The sequence below is a fragment of the Bradyrhizobium forestalis genome (genome assembly GCF_002795245.1).
In the GTDB taxonomy this organism is placed as follows: domain Bacteria; phylum Pseudomonadota; class Alphaproteobacteria; order Rhizobiales; family Xanthobacteraceae; genus Bradyrhizobium; species Bradyrhizobium forestalis.
On the sequence record NZ_PGVG01000005.1, the window covers coordinates 234,018 to 255,112 of the forward strand.

At 63.3% G+C, this 21,095-nt stretch carries 14 protein-coding genes; 4 read left to right on the forward strand and 10 right to left on the reverse strand.

All coding sequences use genetic code 11. The features are described from left to right. Positions 1 to 17: 17 nt before the first annotated feature. Entirely contained in the window at positions 18 to 1,115 is a 1,098-nt protein-coding gene (locus CVM73_RS08950) for a glycosyltransferase family 4 protein (protein WP_245452259.1), read from the reverse strand. A 290-nt stretch (positions 1,116 to 1,405) separates the two neighbouring features. Here CVM73_RS08950 and CVM73_RS08955 point away from each other — a divergent pair, with 290 nt between their 5' ends. Both CVM73_RS08955 and CVM73_RS08960 read left to right on the forward strand, forming a co-directional pair. Further along, the gene (locus tag CVM73_RS08955; protein WP_100231624.1) at positions 1,406 to 2,863 is read left to right on the forward strand and encodes a lipopolysaccharide biosynthesis protein; all 1,458 of its coding nucleotides are present in this window, start codon (positions 1,406 to 1,408) and stop codon (positions 2,861 to 2,863) included. A gap of 19 nt (positions 2,864 to 2,882) precedes the next feature. Further along, on the forward strand, positions 2,883 to 4,244 hold the full coding sequence (locus CVM73_RS08960; protein WP_245452260.1) for a polysaccharide pyruvyl transferase family protein: 1,362 nt from the start codon (positions 2,883 to 2,885) through the stop codon (positions 4,242 to 4,244). Positions 4,245 to 4,272: 28 nt separating this feature from the next. On the opposite strand, the gene CVM73_RS08965 is transcribed toward CVM73_RS08960, so the two are convergent. The 7 genes from CVM73_RS08965 to CVM73_RS08995 all read right to left on the reverse strand — a co-directional run bounded on the left by CVM73_RS08965 (position 4,273) and on the right by CVM73_RS08995 (position 16,676). Further along, positions 4,273 to 5,403 carry an acyltransferase family protein gene (locus CVM73_RS08965; RefSeq protein WP_100231626.1) on the reverse strand — a complete coding sequence of 377 codons (1,131 nt, stop codon included), beginning with the start codon at positions 5,401 to 5,403 and terminating at the stop codon, positions 4,273 to 4,275. 247 nt (positions 5,404 to 5,650) lie between these two features. Next, the gene (locus tag CVM73_RS08970) at positions 5,651 to 9,559 is read right to left on the reverse strand and encodes an RHS repeat domain-containing protein (protein WP_100231627.1); all 3,909 of its coding nucleotides are present in this window, start codon (positions 9,557 to 9,559) and stop codon (positions 5,651 to 5,653) included. A 485-nt stretch (positions 9,560 to 10,044) separates the two neighbouring features. Further along, complete coding sequence (locus CVM73_RS08975) at positions 10,045 to 11,436, reverse strand: hypothetical protein (protein WP_100231628.1); 1,392 nt, start codon at positions 11,434 to 11,436, stop codon at positions 10,045 to 10,047. After that, positions 11,433 to 12,707 carry a glycosyltransferase family 4 protein gene (locus CVM73_RS08980; RefSeq protein WP_100231629.1) on the reverse strand — a complete coding sequence of 425 codons (1,275 nt, stop codon included), beginning with the start codon at positions 12,705 to 12,707 and terminating at the stop codon, positions 11,433 to 11,435. Before CVM73_RS08980 ends, CVM73_RS08975 begins: the two co-directional genes overlap by 4 nt. Positions 12,708 to 12,736: 29 nt before the next feature. After that, positions 12,737 to 14,071 carry a glycoside hydrolase family protein gene (locus CVM73_RS08985; RefSeq protein WP_100231630.1) on the reverse strand — a complete coding sequence of 445 codons (1,335 nt, stop codon included), beginning with the start codon at positions 14,069 to 14,071 and terminating at the stop codon, positions 12,737 to 12,739. Positions 14,072 to 14,180: 109 nt separating this feature from the next. Beyond that, positions 14,181 to 15,359 carry a glycosyltransferase gene (locus CVM73_RS08990; RefSeq protein WP_245452261.1) on the reverse strand — a complete coding sequence of 393 codons (1,179 nt, stop codon included), beginning with the start codon at positions 15,357 to 15,359 and terminating at the stop codon, positions 14,181 to 14,183. A gap of 213 nt (positions 15,360 to 15,572) precedes the next feature. Beyond that, on the reverse strand, positions 15,573 to 16,676 hold the full coding sequence (locus tag CVM73_RS08995; protein WP_100231631.1) for a glycosyltransferase family 4 protein: 1,104 nt from the start codon (positions 16,674 to 16,676) through the stop codon (positions 15,573 to 15,575). Between the two features lie 181 nt (positions 16,677 to 16,857). On the opposite strand from CVM73_RS08995, the gene CVM73_RS09000 reads away from it, so the two are divergent. After that, positions 16,858 to 17,745: an aldose 1-epimerase family protein gene (locus CVM73_RS09000; RefSeq protein ID WP_100231632.1), complete on the forward strand. Its 888-nt coding sequence runs from the start codon at positions 16,858 to 16,860 to the stop codon at positions 17,743 to 17,745. Between the two features lie 214 nt (positions 17,746 to 17,959). Here the strand turns inward: CVM73_RS09000 and CVM73_RS09010 are convergent, their stop codons facing one another. Further along, positions 17,960 to 19,120 carry an acyltransferase family protein gene (locus CVM73_RS09010; RefSeq protein WP_100231700.1) on the reverse strand — a complete coding sequence of 387 codons (1,161 nt, stop codon included), beginning with the start codon at positions 19,118 to 19,120 and terminating at the stop codon, positions 17,960 to 17,962. A 293-nt stretch (positions 19,121 to 19,413) separates the two neighbouring features. Between CVM73_RS09010 and CVM73_RS09015 the strand changes: the two genes are divergently transcribed. Continuing rightward, the gene (locus tag CVM73_RS09015) at positions 19,414 to 20,229 is read left to right on the forward strand and encodes a response regulator transcription factor (protein WP_100231633.1); all 816 of its coding nucleotides are present in this window, start codon (positions 19,414 to 19,416) and stop codon (positions 20,227 to 20,229) included. A 67-nt stretch (positions 20,230 to 20,296) separates the two neighbouring features. Here CVM73_RS09015 and CVM73_RS09020 read toward each other — a convergent pair whose 3' ends face one another. Then, positions 20,297 to 21,094, reverse strand: coding sequence for a transglycosylase SLT domain-containing protein (locus CVM73_RS09020; RefSeq protein WP_100231634.1), 798 nt, complete (start codon positions 21,092 to 21,094; stop codon positions 20,297 to 20,299). Between the last annotated feature and the right edge of the window lies 1 nt (position 21,095).

A 21,095-nucleotide genomic window follows, 5' to 3' on the forward strand; every position in this document is an offset into this window, starting at 1 on the left:
GAGGTCGCCGGTCGCGGTCAGCTCACGGTGCGGCCGGCGAGCCTGTGATAGGATCCGAGTAGCTGCTCGGCGATGCGGTCCCAGTTCAAGAGGCCGGCCGCGGTCTGCCGTGCGCCCTCGGTCAATGTCGCGGCCAGAGGCTTCGAGGTCAGCACGCGTTCGAGCGCATCGGCCAGGGCAGTGGCATCGCCGGGAGGAACCAGCAGCCCGTTGACGCCGTCTGTCACAACGTCGGGAATGCCGCCGGTGGCACTCGCGACGACGGGGCGAGAATTGCCGTAAGCGGATGCAAGCACGCCGCTCTGCGTGGCATCCTTATAGGGCAGGGCAACCACCGTTGCGGATTGAAACAGTCGTCCGGTATCGGCAGGCGAAATGTAGGCGTTGATGGTCTTGACCGTCGGCATCGCCTCCATCCGCGCACCGAGCCGTGTCATCTCGGGGCCGCGGCCGGCAACGATCGCTTCATGTGCCACGCCGCGCCGGGCCAAGATGTCGATCGCATCGATGAAGACGTCGAGGCCCTTGTAAGCCCACATCCGTCCAAAAAACAGGATCCGCGCGGCTTCCGGCTCGGCGAGCGCGCCCTTGGCTGGTGGAACCATGAGCACGCCGTGCATGCTGGAGACCGTTGCGCCCTTGAAGTCGGGCGAGGCACGGCGAAAATCGGCAATGCAGCTCTCGCCATGCGTGGTGACGACCGCGGCGGCTGCGCGCATGCGCCCCCGCCAGGCATCTTCACGTGGCGAGGTGCCGGAGCCGCCTTCCGAATGCGGAATCGCATCGTGAACCGTCAGGACCAGCGGGATGCCGAGCGGACGAAGCAGCTGGATCAGCTTGGACGTGTAGATTTCCGGAACTTCGTGACAATGAACCACGTCCGGACGAAACGATATTATGTCCATGAAGGATGCGGGGATGCCGATCGCGCCGCCGCGGCGCAGGCTGAGGTCGCGGATCCGTGTCTCGAACGGTGCCGACACCGCGATATCGGCCAGTTCCCATTGCTGGTTCGCATCCTTAGCGTTCAGCACGAGGCGTACGTCGCAATGATGCGCCAATCCCGATGCGAGCCGGTAAGAATATTCCGCAAAATGCGGTGCGTAGATGGCCACACGCAAGCGCCTGGAGTTACGGAGAGAACGCTGAGCGGGCGAATTCATCAAGGCATCCATTTTGCATCACTTCGCAAAGGTTGATTGGAGTGTAGTCCACGATTTGAACTCACTTCCACTCTAAATCGGAATCGTGACGGCACTCATCTGATTGCCATCACTCCGTCGTAATGTAGCGAGCATTCAGTGCTCCGCCGTGATCGGAGATGGTGACGTCGCGGCAGCATCGCATGCCACATCGTCTAGTCTGCGATTGTGGTTGGATCTGTCGAAATTGGGTCGAATTATTGATGAACGCCACGCAGGGCAAACAACATCAGGTCGTGGTTGCCTTGTTCTGGTCGCTTGCCCAGAATTGGGGCGGCCGGGCGCTGTCGTTCGTCCTGTTCCTGGTGCTGGCCCGGCTGCTCGATCTCGCGGATTTCGGTCTCGCGGCGCTGGTCGCCTTCATTCTGTTGCTCTTGAGCTCGATCGCGGAATTCGGCTTCGGTGATGCGTTGATCCAGCGGCGCACGCTGGAGCCTGCCGATGTCACGCTACCCTTCTTCTGCTCGTTTGCAGCTTCGACGACCCTGGCGGTTCTGATTGCCGTCCTGGCGACGGATATCGAACATTGGCTCGACGTGAAAGGGCTTGCACCGCTGTTGACGGCCGCCAGCCTCTCCCTCCCGATCGGCACCGCGACCCTGTTCCAGGAGGCGCTCTACAAGCGCCAGATGGATTTTCGCATGCTGGCGGTCAGGACCATGGTGGCGACCGCCATCTCCGGCATCGTGGGAATTGCCTGCGCCTATGCCGGGTTCGGCGCTCTCAGCCTCGTGATCCAGGTGGTCGTTCAGAGTGCGATCAGCGGCTTGTGGCTCTGGAGCCAGCCGCGATGGCTGCCGATGCGCGGCTACGATTCCCGAAGCTTTCGCGAGCTCTCCGGCTATAGCGTCCATGTCGTGCTGAACCGGCTGCTGGATTTCGCCATCGTTCGCACCATCGACATGATCATCCTGTCGCTCTACGGCGTCGCGGCCCTCGGCATCTACACGGTCGGTGCCCGGGTCTACATCATCCTGATGCAGCTGCTCACCCAGGCGGTCATGGACGTCGCGCTGAGCGCGTTGTCCAAGATCGCCCACGAGCGCGACCGTATCGCCGGCGCTTACTTGCGTAGCGTCAGTCTCGGCGCACTGGTCGGCTCTCCCATCTTCGTGCTGCTTGCGGCGATTGCGCCGGAGTTTTCCCTGCTGCTGTTCGGTGCGAAGTGGAGCGGCAGCGAGGCGGTGATGCGGCCGCTGATGCTCATTGGCGCGATCCAAACGGTGCAATTCGTCAACAGCGCCTATTTCGGCGCCTTGGGCAAGCCGAACTACGTCTTTGGGCTGAACATCCTCAAATTCTGCGCAGTCGTGCCCGCAATGTTCCTGCTTCCGTCGCGCGACATTGGTCAGCTGGCGACGATCTTCGCGTTCGCACAGCTTGTGGTGACGCCCGTGACGTTTGCGCTGGCGCTGCGGCTGCTGGGCCTGAGCTGGGGCCAGTTTCTGCGTCCGATCGCAGGCTGCCTTTGCGCGATTGTGCTGGCCTACGGCGCGGTCGTGCTGTGCCGCGCGGCGACGCCGGACATCAACCCGTATTTGCGGATGGGGCTGCTGTCGTCGTGTTTCGGCGCGATCTATCTGACGAGCATCTTGCTGTTCTGGCGGAAGCAGCTGTTCTCGCTGATCGATTTCGTCGTGAAGCGCGGTGCGACCGCCTGAGGAAGACGAGGAGGACGACGTGAAGCAATTGATCCCGGTGCCCGTGCGCAGGCAGCTCCGAGGCTGGCTCAACAGCGCGAAGAACACGCCATTCGCGGTCGATCTCCTCGAGCTGCGCAGGTGGCAGATCGCCCGGAAGGACGTGGGCGTCAATGCGGCACCGCGCAACGATCCGCGCCGGCTCGTTCTGTTGCCGTCGGACCCCTGGAGCATTCATCAGTCACGCGGCGATGAGGCGATGATCGAAGCCGCCGCCGGCGAGATGAAGCGGGTCTATCCCGATCTCGAGATCTACATCGTCACCGCCACCAGTGCGGCGAGCGCGGACGTGCGCGCCATGGGTTTCAAGCCGCTCGAGATCTGGAAACAGCCGTTTTCCTACGAGACGGTCGCCCAGGAGCTCTCGATCACCCGTCCGGATTTCGGCGTGATCCTGGGGGCCGACGTGCTGGATGGCTACTATTCTCCGGTGGATGCCGCGCGCATGCTGCTCGTTGCCGATCTGATGGCGGCGTTCGGCGCCAAGGTCAGCGTGCTCGGCTTCAGTTTCAACTCCCGTCCTGCGAAGGCGCTGCGTGAGGTGTTCCGGCTGCTCGATCCGGGCGTGGTCCTGAATCTGCGCGATGCGATATCCCTCCAGCGTTTCGACGATTTCGCCCGCAAACGCGCCCGTCTGGTCGCCGATGCGGCGTTCATGCTGACGCCGCGCGCCGACACTGTGGCAGTGAAGCAGATCGCGGCCAAGATCGCGCAGCAACGCGAGCAGGGCCGCAAGGTCTTCGTCTTCAACATCCACCCCATGCTGTTCAAGAAGCCGGAGCCGGCCAAGCTGGAGCGGATGATAGAGCTCGCGGCGGATGCCATGGTGCGCCTGTCGCGGCAGCATGATGCGAGTTGGCTGCTGCTGGCGCATGACTATCGTCCCGGCATCGCCGACGACAATTGCCTGCGGCCGCTGGCCGCCCGACTTCAGCCCGCGCTGGGAGAGCACGTGCACCATGTCGAGCAGGTTCTGTCGGCGGGCGAGATCAAGGCCGTGGTCGGCCTGGTCGACGGCGTGATCACCGGCCGCATGCATCTGGCGATTGCGGCGCTGGGGCAGGGCACACCCGTGGCGGCGATCACCTACCAGGACAAGTTCCAGGGCCTGTTCGCGCATTTCGGCATCAGCGAGCAGCTGCTGCTCTCGCCGGCTCAGTTCCTCGTCGGGGACAGCTTCGAGGCGTTTCTGCTGCACTTCCTCGGCGGGTACCGAGCCGCCGGCGAGCAGGTCCGTCAGATGCTGCCTGATGTCATGGACTTGTCCCGTGCCAATGTCGCTCCGTTGCTGGAAGATGGCGCGCCGCGGATCGTGCCGGAGGTCGGCGGCAAGGTCGCCTGAGCTCTCCGACCTCTTCTTCCAGAGGGCGTCAGTTGACTGCCCGCTCGGTGTTGTCGAAGCGTAGTATGGCGGGTTCGGCTGCGACCGGCTGCGCCTTGCGTGAGGACGCAACGCCAATGTCAGCCCAGCGATTGATGAAGCGCCGGGCGGGATTCTCGAAATAGGCGTAGGTGCGATCTGCGATGATGGTGAGGACCGCACAACATGCCAGGGCGAACAGGCCAAACTGATCCGGGCGCAGCCCGAGCCAGGTCCACAACGGCTTGAACACGGCAATGAGGACCGCATCGTGCAGCATGTAGATTGCGTATGAGGTGTTGCCGAGCCGTCCAAGCAGCCGCGCGCCCGGAAACTCCTTGAAGGCGCTTTCGCCGACCGCGGTGAGCAGGATGGCGCAGGAGAACAGCAGAATGGCCAAATCCGGCTTGGCGAAGACGTTGAGGACGAGCACGGAGAGGCCGAACACGCCGATGCCGGCGAAGATGACCGGCTTGTGCCGGTAGGGACCCGACATCCGGAACAGGATGGCGAGCAGGATGCCGTTCAGGAAGCTCGGCAACGCGCGGAGCATGCCGTAGTCGTAATTGGCGCCGTACATCTGCGACCGTTCCTGCCAGATCGGCAAATGGCCATGGGCAAGGACCAGATAGAGCGCCGCCACGATTGCGCCGAGCACGATGGGCTGGACCTTGCGTGCAAGCAGCATCAAGAGCGGAAAGATCAGATAGCAGAAGAATTCCGCGCTGATCGACCATGACGGCGAGTTGAAGCTGAGATGATCGGTGACGCCCCAGGCCTGGAGCAGCAGGAGATTATACAGGAAATCCAGCGAGGTCGACCGCGCCGTGCGCTCCAGGCCGACGCCGATGAGCACCACGAAGATGAGCAGGCTCAGCAAGTGCAGCGGATAGATCCGCGCGATGCGCCGGATCATGAACCGGGAATACGCCCGTACACCACGCGCGTCGGAAGGATAGGAATAGGAGATCACGAAGCCGGACAGGATGAAGAACATGTCCACGAACAGACCAAAGGACCCGTTCCAGGCCGGCGAAATGCCTGGGTCGATCAGCTTGAGATGGAAGATGAAGACACCTAGGGCGGCAACGAAGCGATAAAAATCGAGGACGACGAAACGTCTTGCTTCACTGGCTTCCATCGGGCGTCGAATTCCTTGCGGCGTTAGCCCCTTCTAGGGACCAATTGTGACGCAAGTTCGCTGCGATCATCGGCCGAATGCGGCACGACCGCAGGACCGGCCAGGTCGCGTTCCCGGACACCATCTGCTCGCGACGAGAGTGTCTTCGTCGATCGAATTGTGCCTCCCGATGAGGCAAGCGCCTAATGAACGGGCCGGGACCTTGGCTGGTCCCGGCCCGCGTGAGATGCGGTTCTGTCCAGTCGGCTCAGACGAACAGGAAATCGTGACTGGTCAGGCTGCTGACATAGACGTTCTTCAGGAGGATCGAGTCGTTGGCCGAGAACGTGATCAGCGCGTTCGTGCCGGACTGCGTCATCTGCAGGTGGCTGTAGTCCGCGGCCAGGAGCTTCGAGATCTGGACCACGTCGTGCGTCGTGCTGTCGCCGGCCTGGAAGTTGAGGATCTGGTCCTGGCCGTGATCGTAAGCCACGGTGGTCGAATCCGGCGCAGCCGAGAAGACGTCGTTGGCTGCTCCACCGTGGATCGTCACGCCGCTCGCGACGGCCGTGACGTTGTGGGTGCCGTCGGTCTTGGTCTGATCGAAGAACTGCAGCGCGTTGGCGCTGTTGTAGTTCTCGTGCTGGGTCGTGCCGGTCTGTCCATTGAAGTTGAACAGGAAGACGTCCTTGGTGCCGTCGGCGTTGTTGGCGATCTCCTGGGTCTTGGTACCGACGCTGTCGTAGAGGTCCGTCAGCTTGCTGCCGTCGTCGTGGATGACCTGGGTATAGTCCAGAGTGCCGTCGGCGTGGGTCCGGGTGAGCTCGACCAGCTTGCCCGAGGCATCAAGGTGCTGATGCTGGGTGGTGTAGGACTGCCCGGTGACGTTGTAGTTCCAGTTGTCCGACGTGCCATCGGCGTTCTTGATGTAGGCGGCGGTCTTCACGCCGCCGGTGTAGATGGTCGTGGAGTTGTAACCATCGCTCTTGCTCGTGACCTCGCTGGTGATAACGCCGTTGGCATCGTACCAGTCGGAGGTCTTGGTGCCGTCGGCGCTCTGCTCCAGCGTGAATGCCAGGCTGTTGTCGGCGTGGGTGCGCACGATGTTGGTGAGGAAGCCGGTCGTATCGTAGGTGTCGTGCTCGTTGGTGTAGTTCTGGCCCACGACGTTCAACTGGAACACGTCCTTCGATCCGTCGGCGTGGTAGTCGGTCTCCGTTTTCTTGACGCCGGATGCATCGTAGTTGGTGACGACGCTGCTGCCGTCGCCGTTGACGACCTGGGTGTAGTCGAGCGAGTTGTCGGCATGCCAGCGGATCACCTCGGTCGTCTGGCCGGATGGATCGAGGTGCTGGTACTGCGTGGTATAGCTCTGGCCGGTGATGTTGTAGCTATAGTTGTCGTGACTCATGTCCGCGTTGGTGATGTAAGCCGCGGTCTTCACGCCGTTGGTGTACACCGTGGTCGAGCTGTAACCGCTCGCCTTCTGGACCACCTCGCTGGTGAGCACGCCGCTCGCGTCGTACCAGTCCGTCGTCTTGGTCCCATCGCTGCTCTGCACCAGCTTGAACGCCATGCTGCCGTCGGCGTGCTTGCGGATCAGCGTGGTGAGGAAGCCGGTCGCATCGTAGATGTCGTGCTCGGTCGTGTAGGTCTGGCCGGTGATGTTGAAGAGATACACGTCCTTGCTGCCGTCGGCGTGGACGTCGGTCTCCTTGGTCCGCGTCCCCGCGGCATCATAGTTCGTGACGACGCTGCTGCCGTCGGCGTTGATGACCTGGGTGTAGTCGAGGGTGCCGTCGGCATGCTCGCGGGTCACGGCCGTGACCTTGCCTGACGGATCGACGTGCTGGATCAGCGTGGTGTAGCTCTGGCCGGTGATGCCATAGGCATAATTGTCCTGGCTGCCGTCGGCATTCTTGACATAGGTATTGGTCTTGGCGCCGTTGCTATAGAGGGTCGTCGAGGTGGTGCCATCGGCCTTCTGCACCACTTCGCTGGGGAGGCTGCCGGCGGCATTGTACCAATCGGTCGTCTTGGTGCCGTCGGTCGTCTGGGCCAGCTTGAAGGCGAGACTGCCGTCGCTGTGCAGGCGCGTCAGGTTGGTGAGGAAGCCGCTCGAATTGTAGACGTCGTGCTCGGTCGTGTAGTTCTGGCCGGTGATGTTGTAGGTCCAGACGTCCTTGCTGTGATCGGCATGATACGTGGTCTCGCCCAGCTTGACGCCGGTGGCGCTATAGGTGGTGATCACGCTGCTGCCGTCGCTGTTGTAGACTTGCGTCGAGTCCAGCGAGCCGTCGGCATGGCTGCGGGTCACGGAGGTGATCTTTCCCGTGGGGTCGAGGTGCTGCACCTGCGTGGTGAAGCTCTTCCCCGTGATGTTGTAGGTGTAGTTGTCCTGCGAGCCGTCGGCGTTCTTGATATAGGCGGCGGTCTTCACGCCGTTCGTATAGAGCGTGGTGGAGTAATAACCGTCGGACTTCTGCACGACTTCGCTCAGAAGGGTGCCGGCCGTGTTGTAGGTGTCGGTGGTCCTGGTTGCGTCGGTGGCGACGTGAACGAACTTCGTCTGCACGCCGGCGGTGTAGCTGATCAGGTCCTTTGAACCGTCGGTGTAGGCCACGGTGGTCGAGGTCGGCTGCCCGCTCGAATTGAGGCCGGTGTCGGACTTCGACAGCAGGTTTCCGCTGGTGTCATAGGTCTTCGTGTTGCTCCAGGTCGCGGCCGTATTCGTCACCGAGAACGAGTATCCGCCCTGGATCTTGGACAGTGCGCTGCCGTAATGGGCGATGATGTAGTCCATCGTCGCCTTCGAAGCGACCGGCAGGACGTGCGAGTCCGTCAGCGTGATGCTCTGCAGCGCCGTCGACTTGCTGAGGTCGGACAGTTGCGGCACGATCTCGGCCGCGGTACCGCTGACGCTGGTCCGGGTGTCCGTGGGAGGCGGGGTGGTCGCGGGCGCGTCGATCTCGATGATCAGCGGATGATCGCTGACCGGAACGGTGATCGTGCTGACGTCGGTGTAGCTGGCGATCGCCGTGGTTCCCGTCAGCGTGTCGTACACCTTCACGGTATGATGGACCGCGCCGAGGTTCACCGTGACCGTCTGGGCCGCATTGGACACCTCGGTATCGGTCGCATCGTTCCAGAGCTTCGGCTCGGCCCAGACGACGAGCTCGTAGGCGCCGTTGCTCTTGCCGAGCACCATGCTGTTGCCCGAGGCGGGCATGTTGCTCAGGGGATAGTTCAATGGATCAGTCGGTTGCAGGCCGCCCTTGCCGTCGTCGGCCAGAATGGTCGTCAGATTATGAATCGCCGTCGCGGCGAGCTTCGGCGTGCCGTCGGAATTGAACAGTCCGAAGTTCGCCTCCGGGTTGGTATTGGCGGCGGAGGAGTCGCGGTCGAACATCTCGTAGAGATAGGTCGCGCTGACGCCGGCCTTGTAGGCATCGGCCAGCGTGTTCAGGACCGATTTGGCCTGCACCGTCTCGTTGACGCCGAGATATTGGGTGTTTGCCTGCGTGGTGTAGCCGGTTTCCGTGATGACCACGGGCTTTCCCGGTGCCGCGGTCATGACGGCGCTCAGCGTTGCCGCAATGGAGCTGCTGGGTGTCAGGCTGGTGCTGACATAGGCGTGCGCGTTGGCGTAGTCGACCGAGCCCGACATGTTGCCGAGCTGGCTGTAGCCTTGCGGATCGTTGTAGGCCAGTGACAGATTGTAGACGGGGATGCTGCCGAGCGCGGCGTTGGCATTGACGGCCTGGTAGAGCGCGCTCTGGAACTGGCCCGCGGCACTGAGGCTCGAGCTGCCATTGTAGCTGAAGGGCTGGTGGTTGGCCTCGTTGAGACCTTCGATGGCGCTGATGCTGCCCGGGTGGCTCGCCGCGAACTTCTCGAGCGAGGCGATGTACTTCTGAAGTCCGGTCGTGCCCGTCTGGGGCAGGGCGGACGATACCAGGAAGTCGAACTTGTAGCCGGCAGCGGCGAGGCCGTCGACCACCGGTTGTGCAGCCGGGCTGGTTCCCATCGCGTCGCGGAGATGGGTGACGCCGAGATACTCCAGGTCATCGGCCATCAGCGCGAGATTGTTGTAGCCGGTCCACCCGAAGCCGGCGTGCGTGTTGACGCCGATGGAGTTGACGAAGCCGTTGGCGGACAGGATGGTTTGATCTGACATTGCACACTCGAGTTTCAGCGCGAACGAAATTGCTCGCAGGGATTTGCGTTCAACCTTCTCTGTCGAGTGTGAATTTCAGATAAAAATGGAAGCTACAAATCGCGAGCGAACTGGGTTCCTCGTGCAGGAACTGATTTGCTCATGTCGCAGCAGAATATTGATGCGATGCCGGTGCAGGATGGCGTGAGGAAGGCACTTTCAAGATTTTCGCGTTTTGCACTGCTGAATGTATGCGCAAGCTGTGCGAATTGGATTCCATACGACAGTTTTGCAAAGGAACATGCGGCACGCTTGCAGTCGTCGTCGGCCAAGAGCTCTGCTGTGTCCGCAATCCAACGGGGTCTCATCGCGCAGTCCGGAGTTCCTGCACAGGATGTTTGCAGATGCCGTTTCTATGAGCGGTTAAAGTATAGGATATGCCCGCGACGGTTGTGGAAACTGGTTCCGTATCGGAACCAGGATCGCAGACTGTTGGATGCGGCGAATCAGCTGCGGCGGGCGAGCATGAGAAAGTCGCCGCGCCACGCGATGACCGCCGTTGCGAGCGCAGCGATCGCGATCTTGCCGGCGAGCCATGCTGCGGGCTCGGTCGGCATCGAACCGAGCGAGCCGATCAGGATTGCGGCCACCAACGCCTGCATGACCAACGGCCAGCGCGGGAATGCCTCGAACCGCAGCGTCGGACCGAGCGCGACCAGGATCGTTGCAAGGGTGGCGAGCGAAGCACAGTTCACCGCCCCCCGCGGCGACAGGCCGGCCGACACCGCGATCAGGGAGAGGGCCACGACGATGGCGAGCTGGCCGGCCGCGACCAGGACCAGCCTGGTCGCCAGCTTCTCGAGATGGGGGACAACCGCGATCGTCGCCTGCAAATGGGTATGCAGGAAATAGAAGGCGGCGATCGCAGGCGCCGTCTGAAGGAATCCACCCAGGCTCTCCTGCGGCACCAGGATCCGGGCTGCATCTGGAATGAAGCCGACCAGCCCGCCGAGCAGCACGAGGGTCGTGCAGATCATGAACTCGAACATGCGCCGCGCCGATTGCACTGATTTTGTGCCGGGCCCGTGCTCGAAATCGTTGACCACCTCGGGATAGCTCACGGTGTGGATCGCCGCATTGAGGACCCAGAAGGGGCGCTGCAGCAGGTCGAGCGCGATCGAGAATCCGGCGCCAGCCCCCGTCGCACCCAGCCGGCCGATGACGATGACACGGAGCAGCACCGGCACCGACAAATGGATAACGGACGCGCCTGCGGCGAGCATGCCGTAGCGGGAGAAATCCTTCCAGTCGGCGAGCATCGTCCGCAGCGAAACGCGCTCGAGGGGGGTGCGATAGGCCACCAGCCCGGCGACGAGGCCCAGCGCGTGGCCCGCGCTAACGCCGAGCAGCGCCGCTTCGGCCGTTCCTGAAATCGCGGCTCCCGCGGCGGCCCCGGTCAGAAGAGCGGTGGCCCGAAACGCAAGAAGAGAGGACGCGATGCCCAGCCGATCGGACAGTCGGACCGACAGGAAATAGAGATCCGTCAGCCCCTGGAGCACGGATATGCCGAGGCCCAGCGCGATGATCCCTGTCGGGAGCGCGCTGGCCAGGGATGCGCAGCTCCCGATCACGACGAGCGCGCCCGCACTCGACAGGCCTGCCGCAAACAGCGACCACCTCAGCCGCGCCGCCTTGTTCTCCCTCGCCGCCGCCAGAAAGCGCAGTCCGGCAAGCTGCAGCCACTCGAACATCAGGACGCAGAGTAATTGGCTCGAGGCCAGCGTGAAGGAGAAACTGGTGTAGGCGGCGGCGGGCAGCAGATGGCTGATCGCGAAGATCAGGATAATCGCCGCGGCACTCTGATAGACGTAGCCCGCCATCGCGAGGAGGCGTGTCATCTCGGAATGAGGCGCTCCTTGCCGAGGGTCGGCCCCTGTGGCGCTTCAGTCGTTGCTGCGCGCATGCGCGACATCCGCTGCTCGCGCAATTGCTCATACAGGTTCTTGTATGAAGACAGCACGTCGGCAAATATCCACTTGTTGGTATCGGCGATCAGGCGTCGGCTGATCTCGTCGATCTTGTGCGGATCTGACGCGACTGCGAGCATGCTATTGGCCAGGGATTGTGGATCAGCGTCGGTCAGCCAGCCCGTCACGCCATGCTCGATGACTTCGGGCATGCCGCCGAAGCGCGTTCCGAGCAGCGGCCTGCCGGCCGCCTTGGCGTCTGCGACGACCAGTGGACCGGGGTCGTGCCAGATCGACGGCGCGATCACCACGTCGACTTGCTTGTAGAAATCGTCCGGCACCACGAAGCCCATGAACTCGATTCGCGCATGCGGCGCGAGCGCCCTGAGGCGGCGTTGCTCCTCCTCGCTGACACGGCCGGCGATCATCATCCGGATGCGATCGCGGGGCAGCAGGGCAAGGGCCCGCATGAGGTTGTCGATGCCCTTCTCCTCCGTGAGGCGGCCGATGAACCCGAACGTCACTTCCGTGGTGCAGATCGGGCGAGGATAGGGCGCGCGCGGCGGCTCGGTCGACGCGTTGCGGATCACGGTACGGATCGGCGTCTCCGCGAACATGCCCATGTCGGTATGAATCGACAGCACACGCTCGCTCACGCCGACCACGGCGCTCAGCCAGTGCGTGGCCCGCTTGCGATGAAAGGTCAGGATTCCGCAGCTCGTGCAGGTGTGCTCGCAGGACCGTCCCTTGTCGAAGCGCGAGCAGCGCGGACAGGTCAGGTAATAGTCGTGAAGCGTATGCAGCACCGGCACGCCGAGCTGGGCGGCAACGCGCCAGATCGCGGTGGTGAGACCCGACAAATTGTTGGAGTGCAGGACATCCGGCTTGAAGGCCTGGATTCGCTCCGCGATCAGGGGCGCCTGCATCTGCCAGTCGTCGACCGCGTGCCAGATGCTGCGTAAGGCGGCGTTCTTCTGCTCCGTGAAGGGCAGATAGACGTTCCGCACCGGCGCGGAATAGACGTTGATGCCGTTGCAGCTTTCACGCTCCTGCGCAGGGGACGATTCGGCCCGGATCACCTCCACCTCATCACCGCGCTGCACCAGGCCTTCGGCGAAACGTCGCGCGAAGATCTCTGCACCGCCAACGATCTTTGGTGCCAGAGGCGTCGGATAAAGCGTGGACGTCAAAAGAACTTTCATCGCATAACCTCATGTCTGCAAAATCGCGCCTATCGCGCCGGACGTATCTCCAGGGCGGGAATGGCACCGCTGTTGGCTGCAATAAGAACCGGCGTGCTCGAAACCGGAATCCAGGCCCCGGATGCGGGTCTTGCGGCCGCATCGCACGGCAGTGCATAGGTTGCGCCTTGCCCATCGCCCTTGAGCCGCATTTCGTAACGTCGATCCGGAGCCTCGGACCAGACCGCAACTCTGCCGCCGGACGCCGTTGATGCATTGATCGACACGACGCCGCTGGCGAGCTCTCGTCGCTCGGCAGTCAGGCTGGAGCGAATGAAAGCCCAGGCGCCCTGGGCCGCACAGGCGACCGGCTTTGGCGAATTGTCGAAGCGATAGAGGCCGAAATTGTGCTCCAGCTCCGATGGATTCTTGCCGCTGTCCTTGAGCTCGTAGATCCAGATTCCCTTGAGCCAGCGCGTCGCGGTCGACGCCCACAGGATGAGCTGCGCCGTATTGTCGGCCTGGGCCTGTTCGCTGACGCCGCATTTGTTGGTGGCCGTGGTCCAGCCGGTCTCGGTGACATAGATCGGGAAGTCGGGATTGCCGCTCGCCTGGCCGACGAGCCGGTGAAACGCCGTGAGCCGCTCGATGATCTCGGCCGAGGTGCGTTTGCTCGGGCCCATGCAGAAATTGTAGAGATGGATCGAAGCGCCGTCGGCATATTGCAGAATGCCGGTCCGCAGCATCTTCTCCGTCCATGTCCAGCCCGGATCGTCGCCAAGCGCTCCGACCAGGAACGGCGCATTCGGCGCAACCCGCTTGACCGCCGGTCGCGTGGCCTCGGCAAGCGCCAGATAGTTCTCCGGTGAGAAGGCCGCATCCTTTTTCGCCGCCAGGTTCCACTCGTTCCAGAGCTCGAAGAGGGGATGCTGCGCCACGACGGATTGCGCCGCCGCCGCAGCATAATCGGCGAACCGCTGCCGCGCCTCATCTGTCGTCGGCGGCGAGGAGTTCGGAACGAGATGATGGCCGAAGGCGAGGATCAGGAGGGGACGTGCGACGCCGGATTTGACTTGCGCCTCGAGCCTGCCGAGCCTGGGTGTGAAGCCCATCCGGCGCCCCCCCACCTCGAAATCGGACCAGGGAAAATCGTCGCGGAAGGCGTTGAGGCCGAGTTGCTTGATCTGGGCGATGTTCTCCGCAGGCACGTATCCCCGCGCGCTCACCGGCCCGCCCAGCCCCTGATGGGTGCCGACACCGAGCAGGAATCGCGTGTCGAGCGGTTGAGCGTGCTGAGCGCAGGCCGGGACCGACAGAAGAATGAACGAGATGAGGCCCGCGAGGCCGAGGACACTGTCGCGAACCAAGGTGCGTGGGCGTGTCATGGTCTAGATCATGCTCACGCGCGATGCACTGGCGGTGATATCAAGCCCGGCCCAGGGCATCGCCATCGCGACTTCCGGCATCTGCGAGGGCAAGCGTGCATGTTGATCATCAGAAATTCTTGGAGAGATCCGACTGCAGCCCCGCCTTCGCTTCGACGGGTGCGCGGTCGTCCTGAAGGAGCTCGGCATAGACCTGCTGCAATTGTCCATGCGTCTTCTGAACGTCATACAGCTGCTTGAAGCGGTCGTAGCCGCGCTGCCCAAGCACCTTGAGATCGAGATCGAGCGCTCGCCGGAAACCGTCGACGAGCGGCTGAACGGCGACGGGCTCGCAAAGCACGCCGGTGACGCCGTCGACGACGATCTCGGGCAATGCGCCGCTGCGGAACGCCAGGATGGGCTTGGCCGCGCGCATCGCCTCCAGGGCAACGAGACCGAAGGCTTCCCATCGTGACGGAATCACGACGAGGTCGGCGGCCTCGAGCTGGGTCTCGATGGCCGGGCGGTCCAGCCAGCCCAGCAGGGACACGTTGGACGGGACCGTCGGGCCCTCATACTTGTTGACGACGGAGGCGCCGACCATGCGGACGTCGAGGACGTCCTCGAGCGCGCGAGCCGCTTCGATCAGAAGATCAAAGCCCTTCTGCCGGTCCAGGCGTCCGATGAAAAGGACCTTGACCTTCTTGGAAGTCCAGTCCGCCGCGACGGGCTGCGGCGAGCGGCTCTTCGAGATGCCATTGTGGACGATGGTGAGGCGATCGGCGGGAATTCCCGCGCGGACCGCTTCATTGAACTCGTCGCCGGAGATGCAGATGATTCGGTCCGACGTGCGCGCGAGAAGGTTCTCCGCCGCCTTTGTCATCACATGACTGAGGCGGCCGGTCTCGCGCGAGAACGCCCAGCCGTGCGGACAATAGACGACGCGCGGTCCGCCCGAGCGGGCCGCCAGTGCGGGCCGAAGCACGAGGCCTGCAAACGAGGAATGCAGGTGCACCACGTCCGGTCTGAAGGCATCCAGCGCCTGCATGCTTGCGCGCAACATCTGGAACAGCCCGGCGACGCTGCGGCCGGATCGCTCGAACGTCGTAATCTGGTTGTCATCGATCGCGCCGAGATCGCGACGATGATCCGACGGCACGACATAGTGCACGTTCTCGGCGCCGAAGCTCGCCTGTTGCTGTGGATGCAACTCGTTCAGATAGCTCGCAATCCCGCCACGGATCGTCTCGGCGACGTGCAGCACTTTCAAAGTCTGCCTCGCATAAGGCTGCGTCGGAGAGCCGGACATCGTGGATCCCTGTTTTGAGCTTCACTGATGGCGGCACAGTTCCTCGAATACGTAGCGATATTGGGGCGGCGATGTGGTGATGTTGCGCCAAGGGCTTCGTGCTTGCGGTCACCCGCAGGAACGAAAGAATTTCATGGAACTAAGCAAAGAGCAGTGAGTTGCAAATCGTTTGTGCAAAAACCATTGCGCGCGACAGGCGAGCTGCGTCGAATTTCAAGCAGCGCTGGCGACGTTCGCCGGCTCTGCGAGGTGATCGAGCAGGGCCTTCGCCGATTTCTTCCACGAATAGAATGTCACGCGATCCTGTTGCCGCATGCGTTCCTGGTCCGAGATCGCGCCGGTTGCCAGTCTTTCGAGCATGAGCTGCTTCAATGCCTCGGCATCGGTGGCGCGAAAATACGCAGCCGCGTCACCGCAGGTCTCCACGACGGCGTCAGCCGTCGAGGCGATGACCGGACAACCGAAGATCATGGCTTCGAGCGGCGGCACGCCGAATCCCTCGTAGAGTGAGGGAAACACGAATGCCGATGCGTGCGCATACAGCGCCGCGATCTCGCTGTCGGTCAGACGGCCGGCAAGCAGCAGGCCCGCAGCCCCTTCGCCCGAATTGTCCTGAAACACCTTGCTGTTGTCGCCGCCCACGATGACCAGGGGAACGTCAGCCCGGTCGAGCAGCTGCATGGCACGGATGGCGACGGAAAGATTCTTGTTCTTGGTCCTCGAGCCCACATAGAGGAAGAATTTCTGCGGCTGAACCCCGAGCCGGGCAATGATGCCGACGTCTGGTTTCGTCTTGGCGAAGTGCTCTGCGCTGTTGGGGAAGACCGGGATCTGCGTTGCCGATAGATTCAACACTTCGGCGAGCTCTCCGCGCGAAAAAGCCGATACAGTTGCGATGCTTGCATGCCGGGCGAGCAGCCGGCCCATCGTTCGGTGAACTGCCAGATAGCGCCAGTTGAAGAAGTCGGGCCGGCGAAAGACCTGGGCGTCGTGGATCACGACAATGTGGTCGCGATGGAAGACGGGACCGGAATTGGCCAGGCTGATCAGGCGGCCTCCGGCAGCGGCGCGCGCGAGATCGATTTGGTCCCAGGCATGCCCATGCAACCGGCCAACGGAGCGAATCTTGATGCGATCGAGATCAAGGTTCTCGCTTGCATCCGCAGGCGTCAGCAACTGCCAATCGGCGTTGCGCAGCGAGGCCGGAGTCTGCTCGGACGCCAGCAGCACGTCGATGGCCTTGACCATTTCAGCGGCATAGCGCTGAACGCCCGTGAGCTTTTGCGACAGAAAGCGGCCGTTGATGAAGAATTTCAATTGGCTACCACAATGGTTCATCGGAGTCCCGGCTGGGTTCGTGGGGATCTCGCGGTGGAGGAGCCGCAAGGGAGCAATCGTTAGGTACAGAAATATGACGCAACTCGGCATGGCTCCGAGGCGCCGCATGCATGGCCGGCGCCGCCTTGCTGGGTGTGAGTCCGCAGTGTAGAGGTCGGCAATGACCGATGACACCCACTCCCTTCGCGGCGGCTCCCTCACCGCGACCGTCAAGGCGCACGGCGCCGAGCTGTGCTCGCTGAAGGACGGCGGCATCGAATTTCTTTGGCAGGCGGGTCCGGAATGGCCGCGCCACGCGCCGCTGCTGTTCCCGATCGTCGGGCGCCTTGCCGACGACGAATTGCGGCACCAGGGCAAGACGTATCGGCTGACCCAGCATGGCTTTGCCCGCGACAGCCGCTTTGTGTGGGCAGAACGCGGCGAGAGCCGCTGCACCCTGGTGCTCGATGACAATGAGGCGACGCGCGCGCTCTATCCGTTCGCGTTCCGGCTCACGGCTGCCTATGCGATCGATGACACCGGGCTCGATTTGACGCTCACGATCGCCAACACCGGCAAGGAGACGTTGCCGGCGTCGGTTGGCGGCCATCCCGCCTTCAATTGGCCGCTGCAGCCCGGCGCGGCAAAGGAGAGCTATGCGCTGACTTTCGCGCGCGCAGAGTCGTCTCCGGTCCGCCGTCTCGATGGTGGACTGCTGCGCCCGGCAGTGGAGCCGAGCCCGGTCAAAGGTACCGCGCTCTCATTATCCGAAACCCTGTTCACCGACGACGCCATCATCTTCGACCGGATCGAGAGCAGTTCGGTCCGCTATGCCGCGGGGCAGGGTGCATCGACGGGGCCCTGGTTGACAATGTCCTGGCGCGGCTTTCGCGAGCTCGGCGTCTGGTCGAAACCGTCAGGTGCGCCGTTCCTCTGCATCGAGCCCTGGCGCGGCTATGCCAGTCCCGCCGGCTTCCAAGGCGAGTTCACCGACAAGCCGGGGCTGATGCACATCGCGCCGGGCGCTGAGGAGGAGTTGTCCTACCGGATCGAGGTCGGATCGTCCTGACGCCGACCGCTTCCGCACGCATGATTAATTGCGAGGCGCGTGCTTCGATGATGTTCAGACCTCGATGCGCGTGAGATCCTCGCCGAGCACGATCGGCCCCGCATAGTCCTGCCTGACATCCGCCAGCAGCGCGTTCAGCATGGCATCGTCGGTGCGCGGCCGGTGGTGGAACACTAGATTCGGAGGCGGCGACGAAGCAAGCCGGAGCAGGGGGTCAGCGCAGACCGGCCGCGGTCGCGGCGAGAGGCGGCCGGATGCTTGATCGGTCGGATCCCGCGGATGTCAGGCGGTGTGCCAGATCCTGGGCGCGCCGTTCCACCAGATGCCATGTCGCGCGTGCGACGAGATAGCTCAACGCGGCGGTGACGACATAGGAGATGAGCAGCGAGACCAGTCCATCCGCGAGCGGCCAGAGCTGGCGCAGGCCGTAGATCACCGCGAAGTGCGACAGGTACATCGAATAGGAGTTGCGGCCGAGCGCCTCGAGCGGCCGCAGGCGGATCGCGAGGCGGATGCAGCCGGCCACCAGCCCGCCGAGCACGAGGTTGATCATCAGGTAGTTGAACTCATGCGAGCCGGTGGCGCGGTCGGCAGCGAAGGACAGCGCGATGAAGACGGCGACGATGGCGGCGTCGAGCCTTCCGAAACCGTCGCGCAGCGAGAAGAACAGCGCGCATCCGACGAGGAAGACCGGAAGCTGGTTCAGGAAGCTGATGTGCAGCGTGGTCCAGACGAAGGCCTCGTGGCCAGGGCCGTAATAGGCGGAGAACAGCGCGAACGCCCACGGTTTGAACAAGCAGACATTGACGAGATGCAGCGCAATCGCCAGCGCGAGATAGAGCTGGCGGCGCGATCCGAACGCGGTGATCAGAAGCGGGAAGACGAGATAGAACGTCATTTCCGCCGCGATCGACCAGTCGCCGGGCACGACGCTGTTGACGCTGTCCGGCCAGAAGCCGTGCAGGAACGTCGCGGTCAGGATCACTTGAAGGGCGCCGATGCCGTTGGGCGCATTGTCGCTCGGTCCGGTGCCGTTGATGAGGAGGTAGGCCGGGATCGCGAGCCAGAACAGCGGCGCGATGCGCAAGAAGCGCCGGATGTAGAATTTGCCGATCGGATTCGTTTCCCCGCTGCGCTGCGTCCACATCAGGCACATCGTCATGGCACTGACGAAATAGAACACGTTGACGCCGGTCCAGCCGCACATGAAGGCAAAATCGACGGCGCGGATATTTGATGGAAAGGATTGTGAAACGTGAATCGCCATCACGCCGGCGATGGCGAGGCCGCGCAGGACGTCGAGTGTGTGCGAACGGCCGAAAGGCACTGTGCCTTGCTCGGTTCGACCGGCAGCCAACCGGGCCTGCCCCTGCATCACGCCTGCTCCGTTGTTTCGTGTTTTGCAGGCCGGACAATAGAGGCGCGGCCGGGCTTTCCGAAGCCGAAGCCCTTCTTTACGTTAACCGCGGTTCAATCCGAAGCCGGATGTGCGGGATCGGCGGTCTTGGGCTGGCGCGAGGCCGCTTGCAAGGCCGTCCGTGCAAGGATGCGCGGAATGAGAATTGTGCGCCAGTTCATACTTAATGTTTCGAGAGCATGACCAATATTGTTTGCGCATCACAACGCGCCTAGTATCGCGGCAGGCAATTTCGGGGGCTCGAACAGGCCGTGAATGTCCGTTCACATGACAGCGCGTTGCGCGGCGACTTGAATTTGCAGGTCGGGTCGCAGGCACACGGGACACCCAAGACCGTGGTTGCTTCCGCACGCCAGGAATTGCGTCCGGCCGGCCGCGAGCGGCTGATCGTCGTCGAGGACGATCCGGTGACGCGGACCATGCTGGTCGGCTATTTCAGCGAGAACAATTTCGACGTGGTCGGCGCCGGCTCCTGCGCGGAATGCCGTCAGGCGCTGCGCGCGCGCACCGACCTCGTCTTCCTCGACGTGCAGCTGCCCGACGGTGACGGCTTCGAGCTCGCCAAGGAGATCCAGGCCGCCAGCAATGCGGGCATCATCTTCGTGACGCGGCGCGACACCGACGTCGATCGCATTCTCGGCCTCGAGGTCGCCGGCGACCATTACGTCACCAAGCCGATCAACCTGCGCGACTTGCTCGCGCGTGCGCGTAGCGTGCTGCGGCGGCGCTCGATCGACCGCAAGGCGGCGCGCAACCACAATTCGATCGCGTTCGGCGACTGGATCATCGACCTGACCCGGCGCGAATTGCTCGGCAGCGACGGCAAGCCGGTGGCGCTGACGCGCGCCGAATTCGACCTGCTCGCGGCGCTCGTCGGGGCCGACGGCAGGCCGCTCAGCCGCGACTATCTGATCGAGGTCGTCAGCAACCGCCAGGCCGAGGTTGACATCCGCACGGTCGATGCGCTGGTGGCGCGGCTGCGCCGCAAGCTCGTCGGCAGCGGCACGCCCGTGATCGCGACCGTCACCGGGGTCGGCTACAAGCTCGCGCTCAGCGAGCGGCTCTAGAGCATGATCCGGAAAAGTGTGCAGCGGTTTTCCGCCAAGATCATGCTCAAGCAATAGGACATCACCGTCAACGCGATGCGACGCGCTTCCATCTGGCTTCGATGCGCGCCTTGATCTGGCTGACCCTGGCCTCGTGGGCGGCCCAATAGGCGCGGCTGGCGGCAGCGGTGCCTTGACGGTAGCGGGCATAAACGGCTTTGGGCTGCACCGGCATCTTCGGGCGGCTCGCCGGTCTGGCCGGAGCTGCAGCCACAGCCGCGACCGGCGGCGCCGGATCAGCGGCCGCAGCTTCGGTCCCTGCCGACGAGGCGTTCATGGCGGCGAGACGGTTACGGGCTCGGTTGCAATAGACCTGCGAGCGCGCGGTCATCTCCTCTTCGCCATGACCCGCCCGGTATTTCATCAGGGCGCGGCAGAGGTCCCCGCCGGCCAGACGCCAGGACCGGCTGAGATAAAGCACCCCGTAATGGATGTTGATGTCAGGCTCCGCCAGTTCCGCATTGCTTCCGCGGAAACCCAGCATCGCCGCCGTCTCGGGGCGCACCTGCATCAGGCCGATTTCGCCGACGCTGCCGATGACCGCCGGGTTATAGCCGCTTTCGACGAAGACGACCGCTTCGGCGATATCCGCCGGCAAATCGGTGTTTGCGGTTTCTCTCTCGATGATCTTCCGGATCATGGCCCGGGATGACGGCGTTTCGCCGGCGCCGAGCTCAGTCCTTGCGTTGGCAATCGTCGAGGTCGTGTGCGGCCCGTCGATACCACCGTCGCTCGCATGTGCGCCGATCGGGGCCGACACAAGCAGGACGACCGCCGCGTGTCTCCACGTCGCGCCGAGAGTGAAGCATGCCCGATCCCACAGCATG

What these genes read in the sequence shown, in the direction of transcription:
- CVM73_RS08955 (WP_100231624.1), top strand. Translation starts at nt 1,406, where the DNA reads ATGAACGCCACGCAGGGCAAACAACATCAGGTCGTGGTTGCCTTGTTC.
- CVM73_RS08965 (WP_100231626.1), bottom strand. Translation starts at nt 5,403, where the DNA reads ATGGAAGCCAGTGAAGCAAGACGTTTCGTCGTCCTCGATTTTTATCGC.
- CVM73_RS08970 (WP_100231627.1), bottom strand. Translation starts at nt 9,559, where the DNA reads ATGTCAGATCAAACCATCCTGTCCGCCAACGGCTTCGTCAACTCCATC.
- CVM73_RS08975 (WP_100231628.1), bottom strand. Translation starts at nt 11,436, where the DNA reads ATGACACGCCTCCTCGCGATGGCGGGCTACGTCTATCAGAGTGCCGCG.
- CVM73_RS08980 (WP_100231629.1), bottom strand. Translation starts at nt 12,707, where the DNA reads ATGAAAGTTCTTTTGACGTCCACGCTTTATCCGACGCCTCTGGCACCA.
- CVM73_RS08985 (WP_100231630.1), bottom strand. Translation starts at nt 14,071, where the DNA reads ATGACACGCCCACGCACCTTGGTTCGCGACAGTGTCCTCGGCCTCGCG.
- CVM73_RS08990 (WP_245452261.1), bottom strand. Translation starts at nt 15,359, where the DNA reads ATGTCCGGCTCTCCGACGCAGCCTTATGCGAGGCAGACTTTGAAAGTG.
- CVM73_RS09000 (WP_100231632.1), top strand. Translation starts at nt 16,858, where the DNA reads ATGACCGATGACACCCACTCCCTTCGCGGCGGCTCCCTCACCGCGACC.
- CVM73_RS09010 (WP_100231700.1), bottom strand. Translation starts at nt 19,120, where the DNA reads ATGCAGGGGCAGGCCCGGTTGGCTGCCGGTCGAACCGAGCAAGGCACA.
- CVM73_RS09020 (WP_100231634.1), bottom strand. Translation starts at nt 21,094, where the DNA reads ATGCTGTGGGATCGGGCATGCTTCACTCTCGGCGCGACGTGGAGACAC.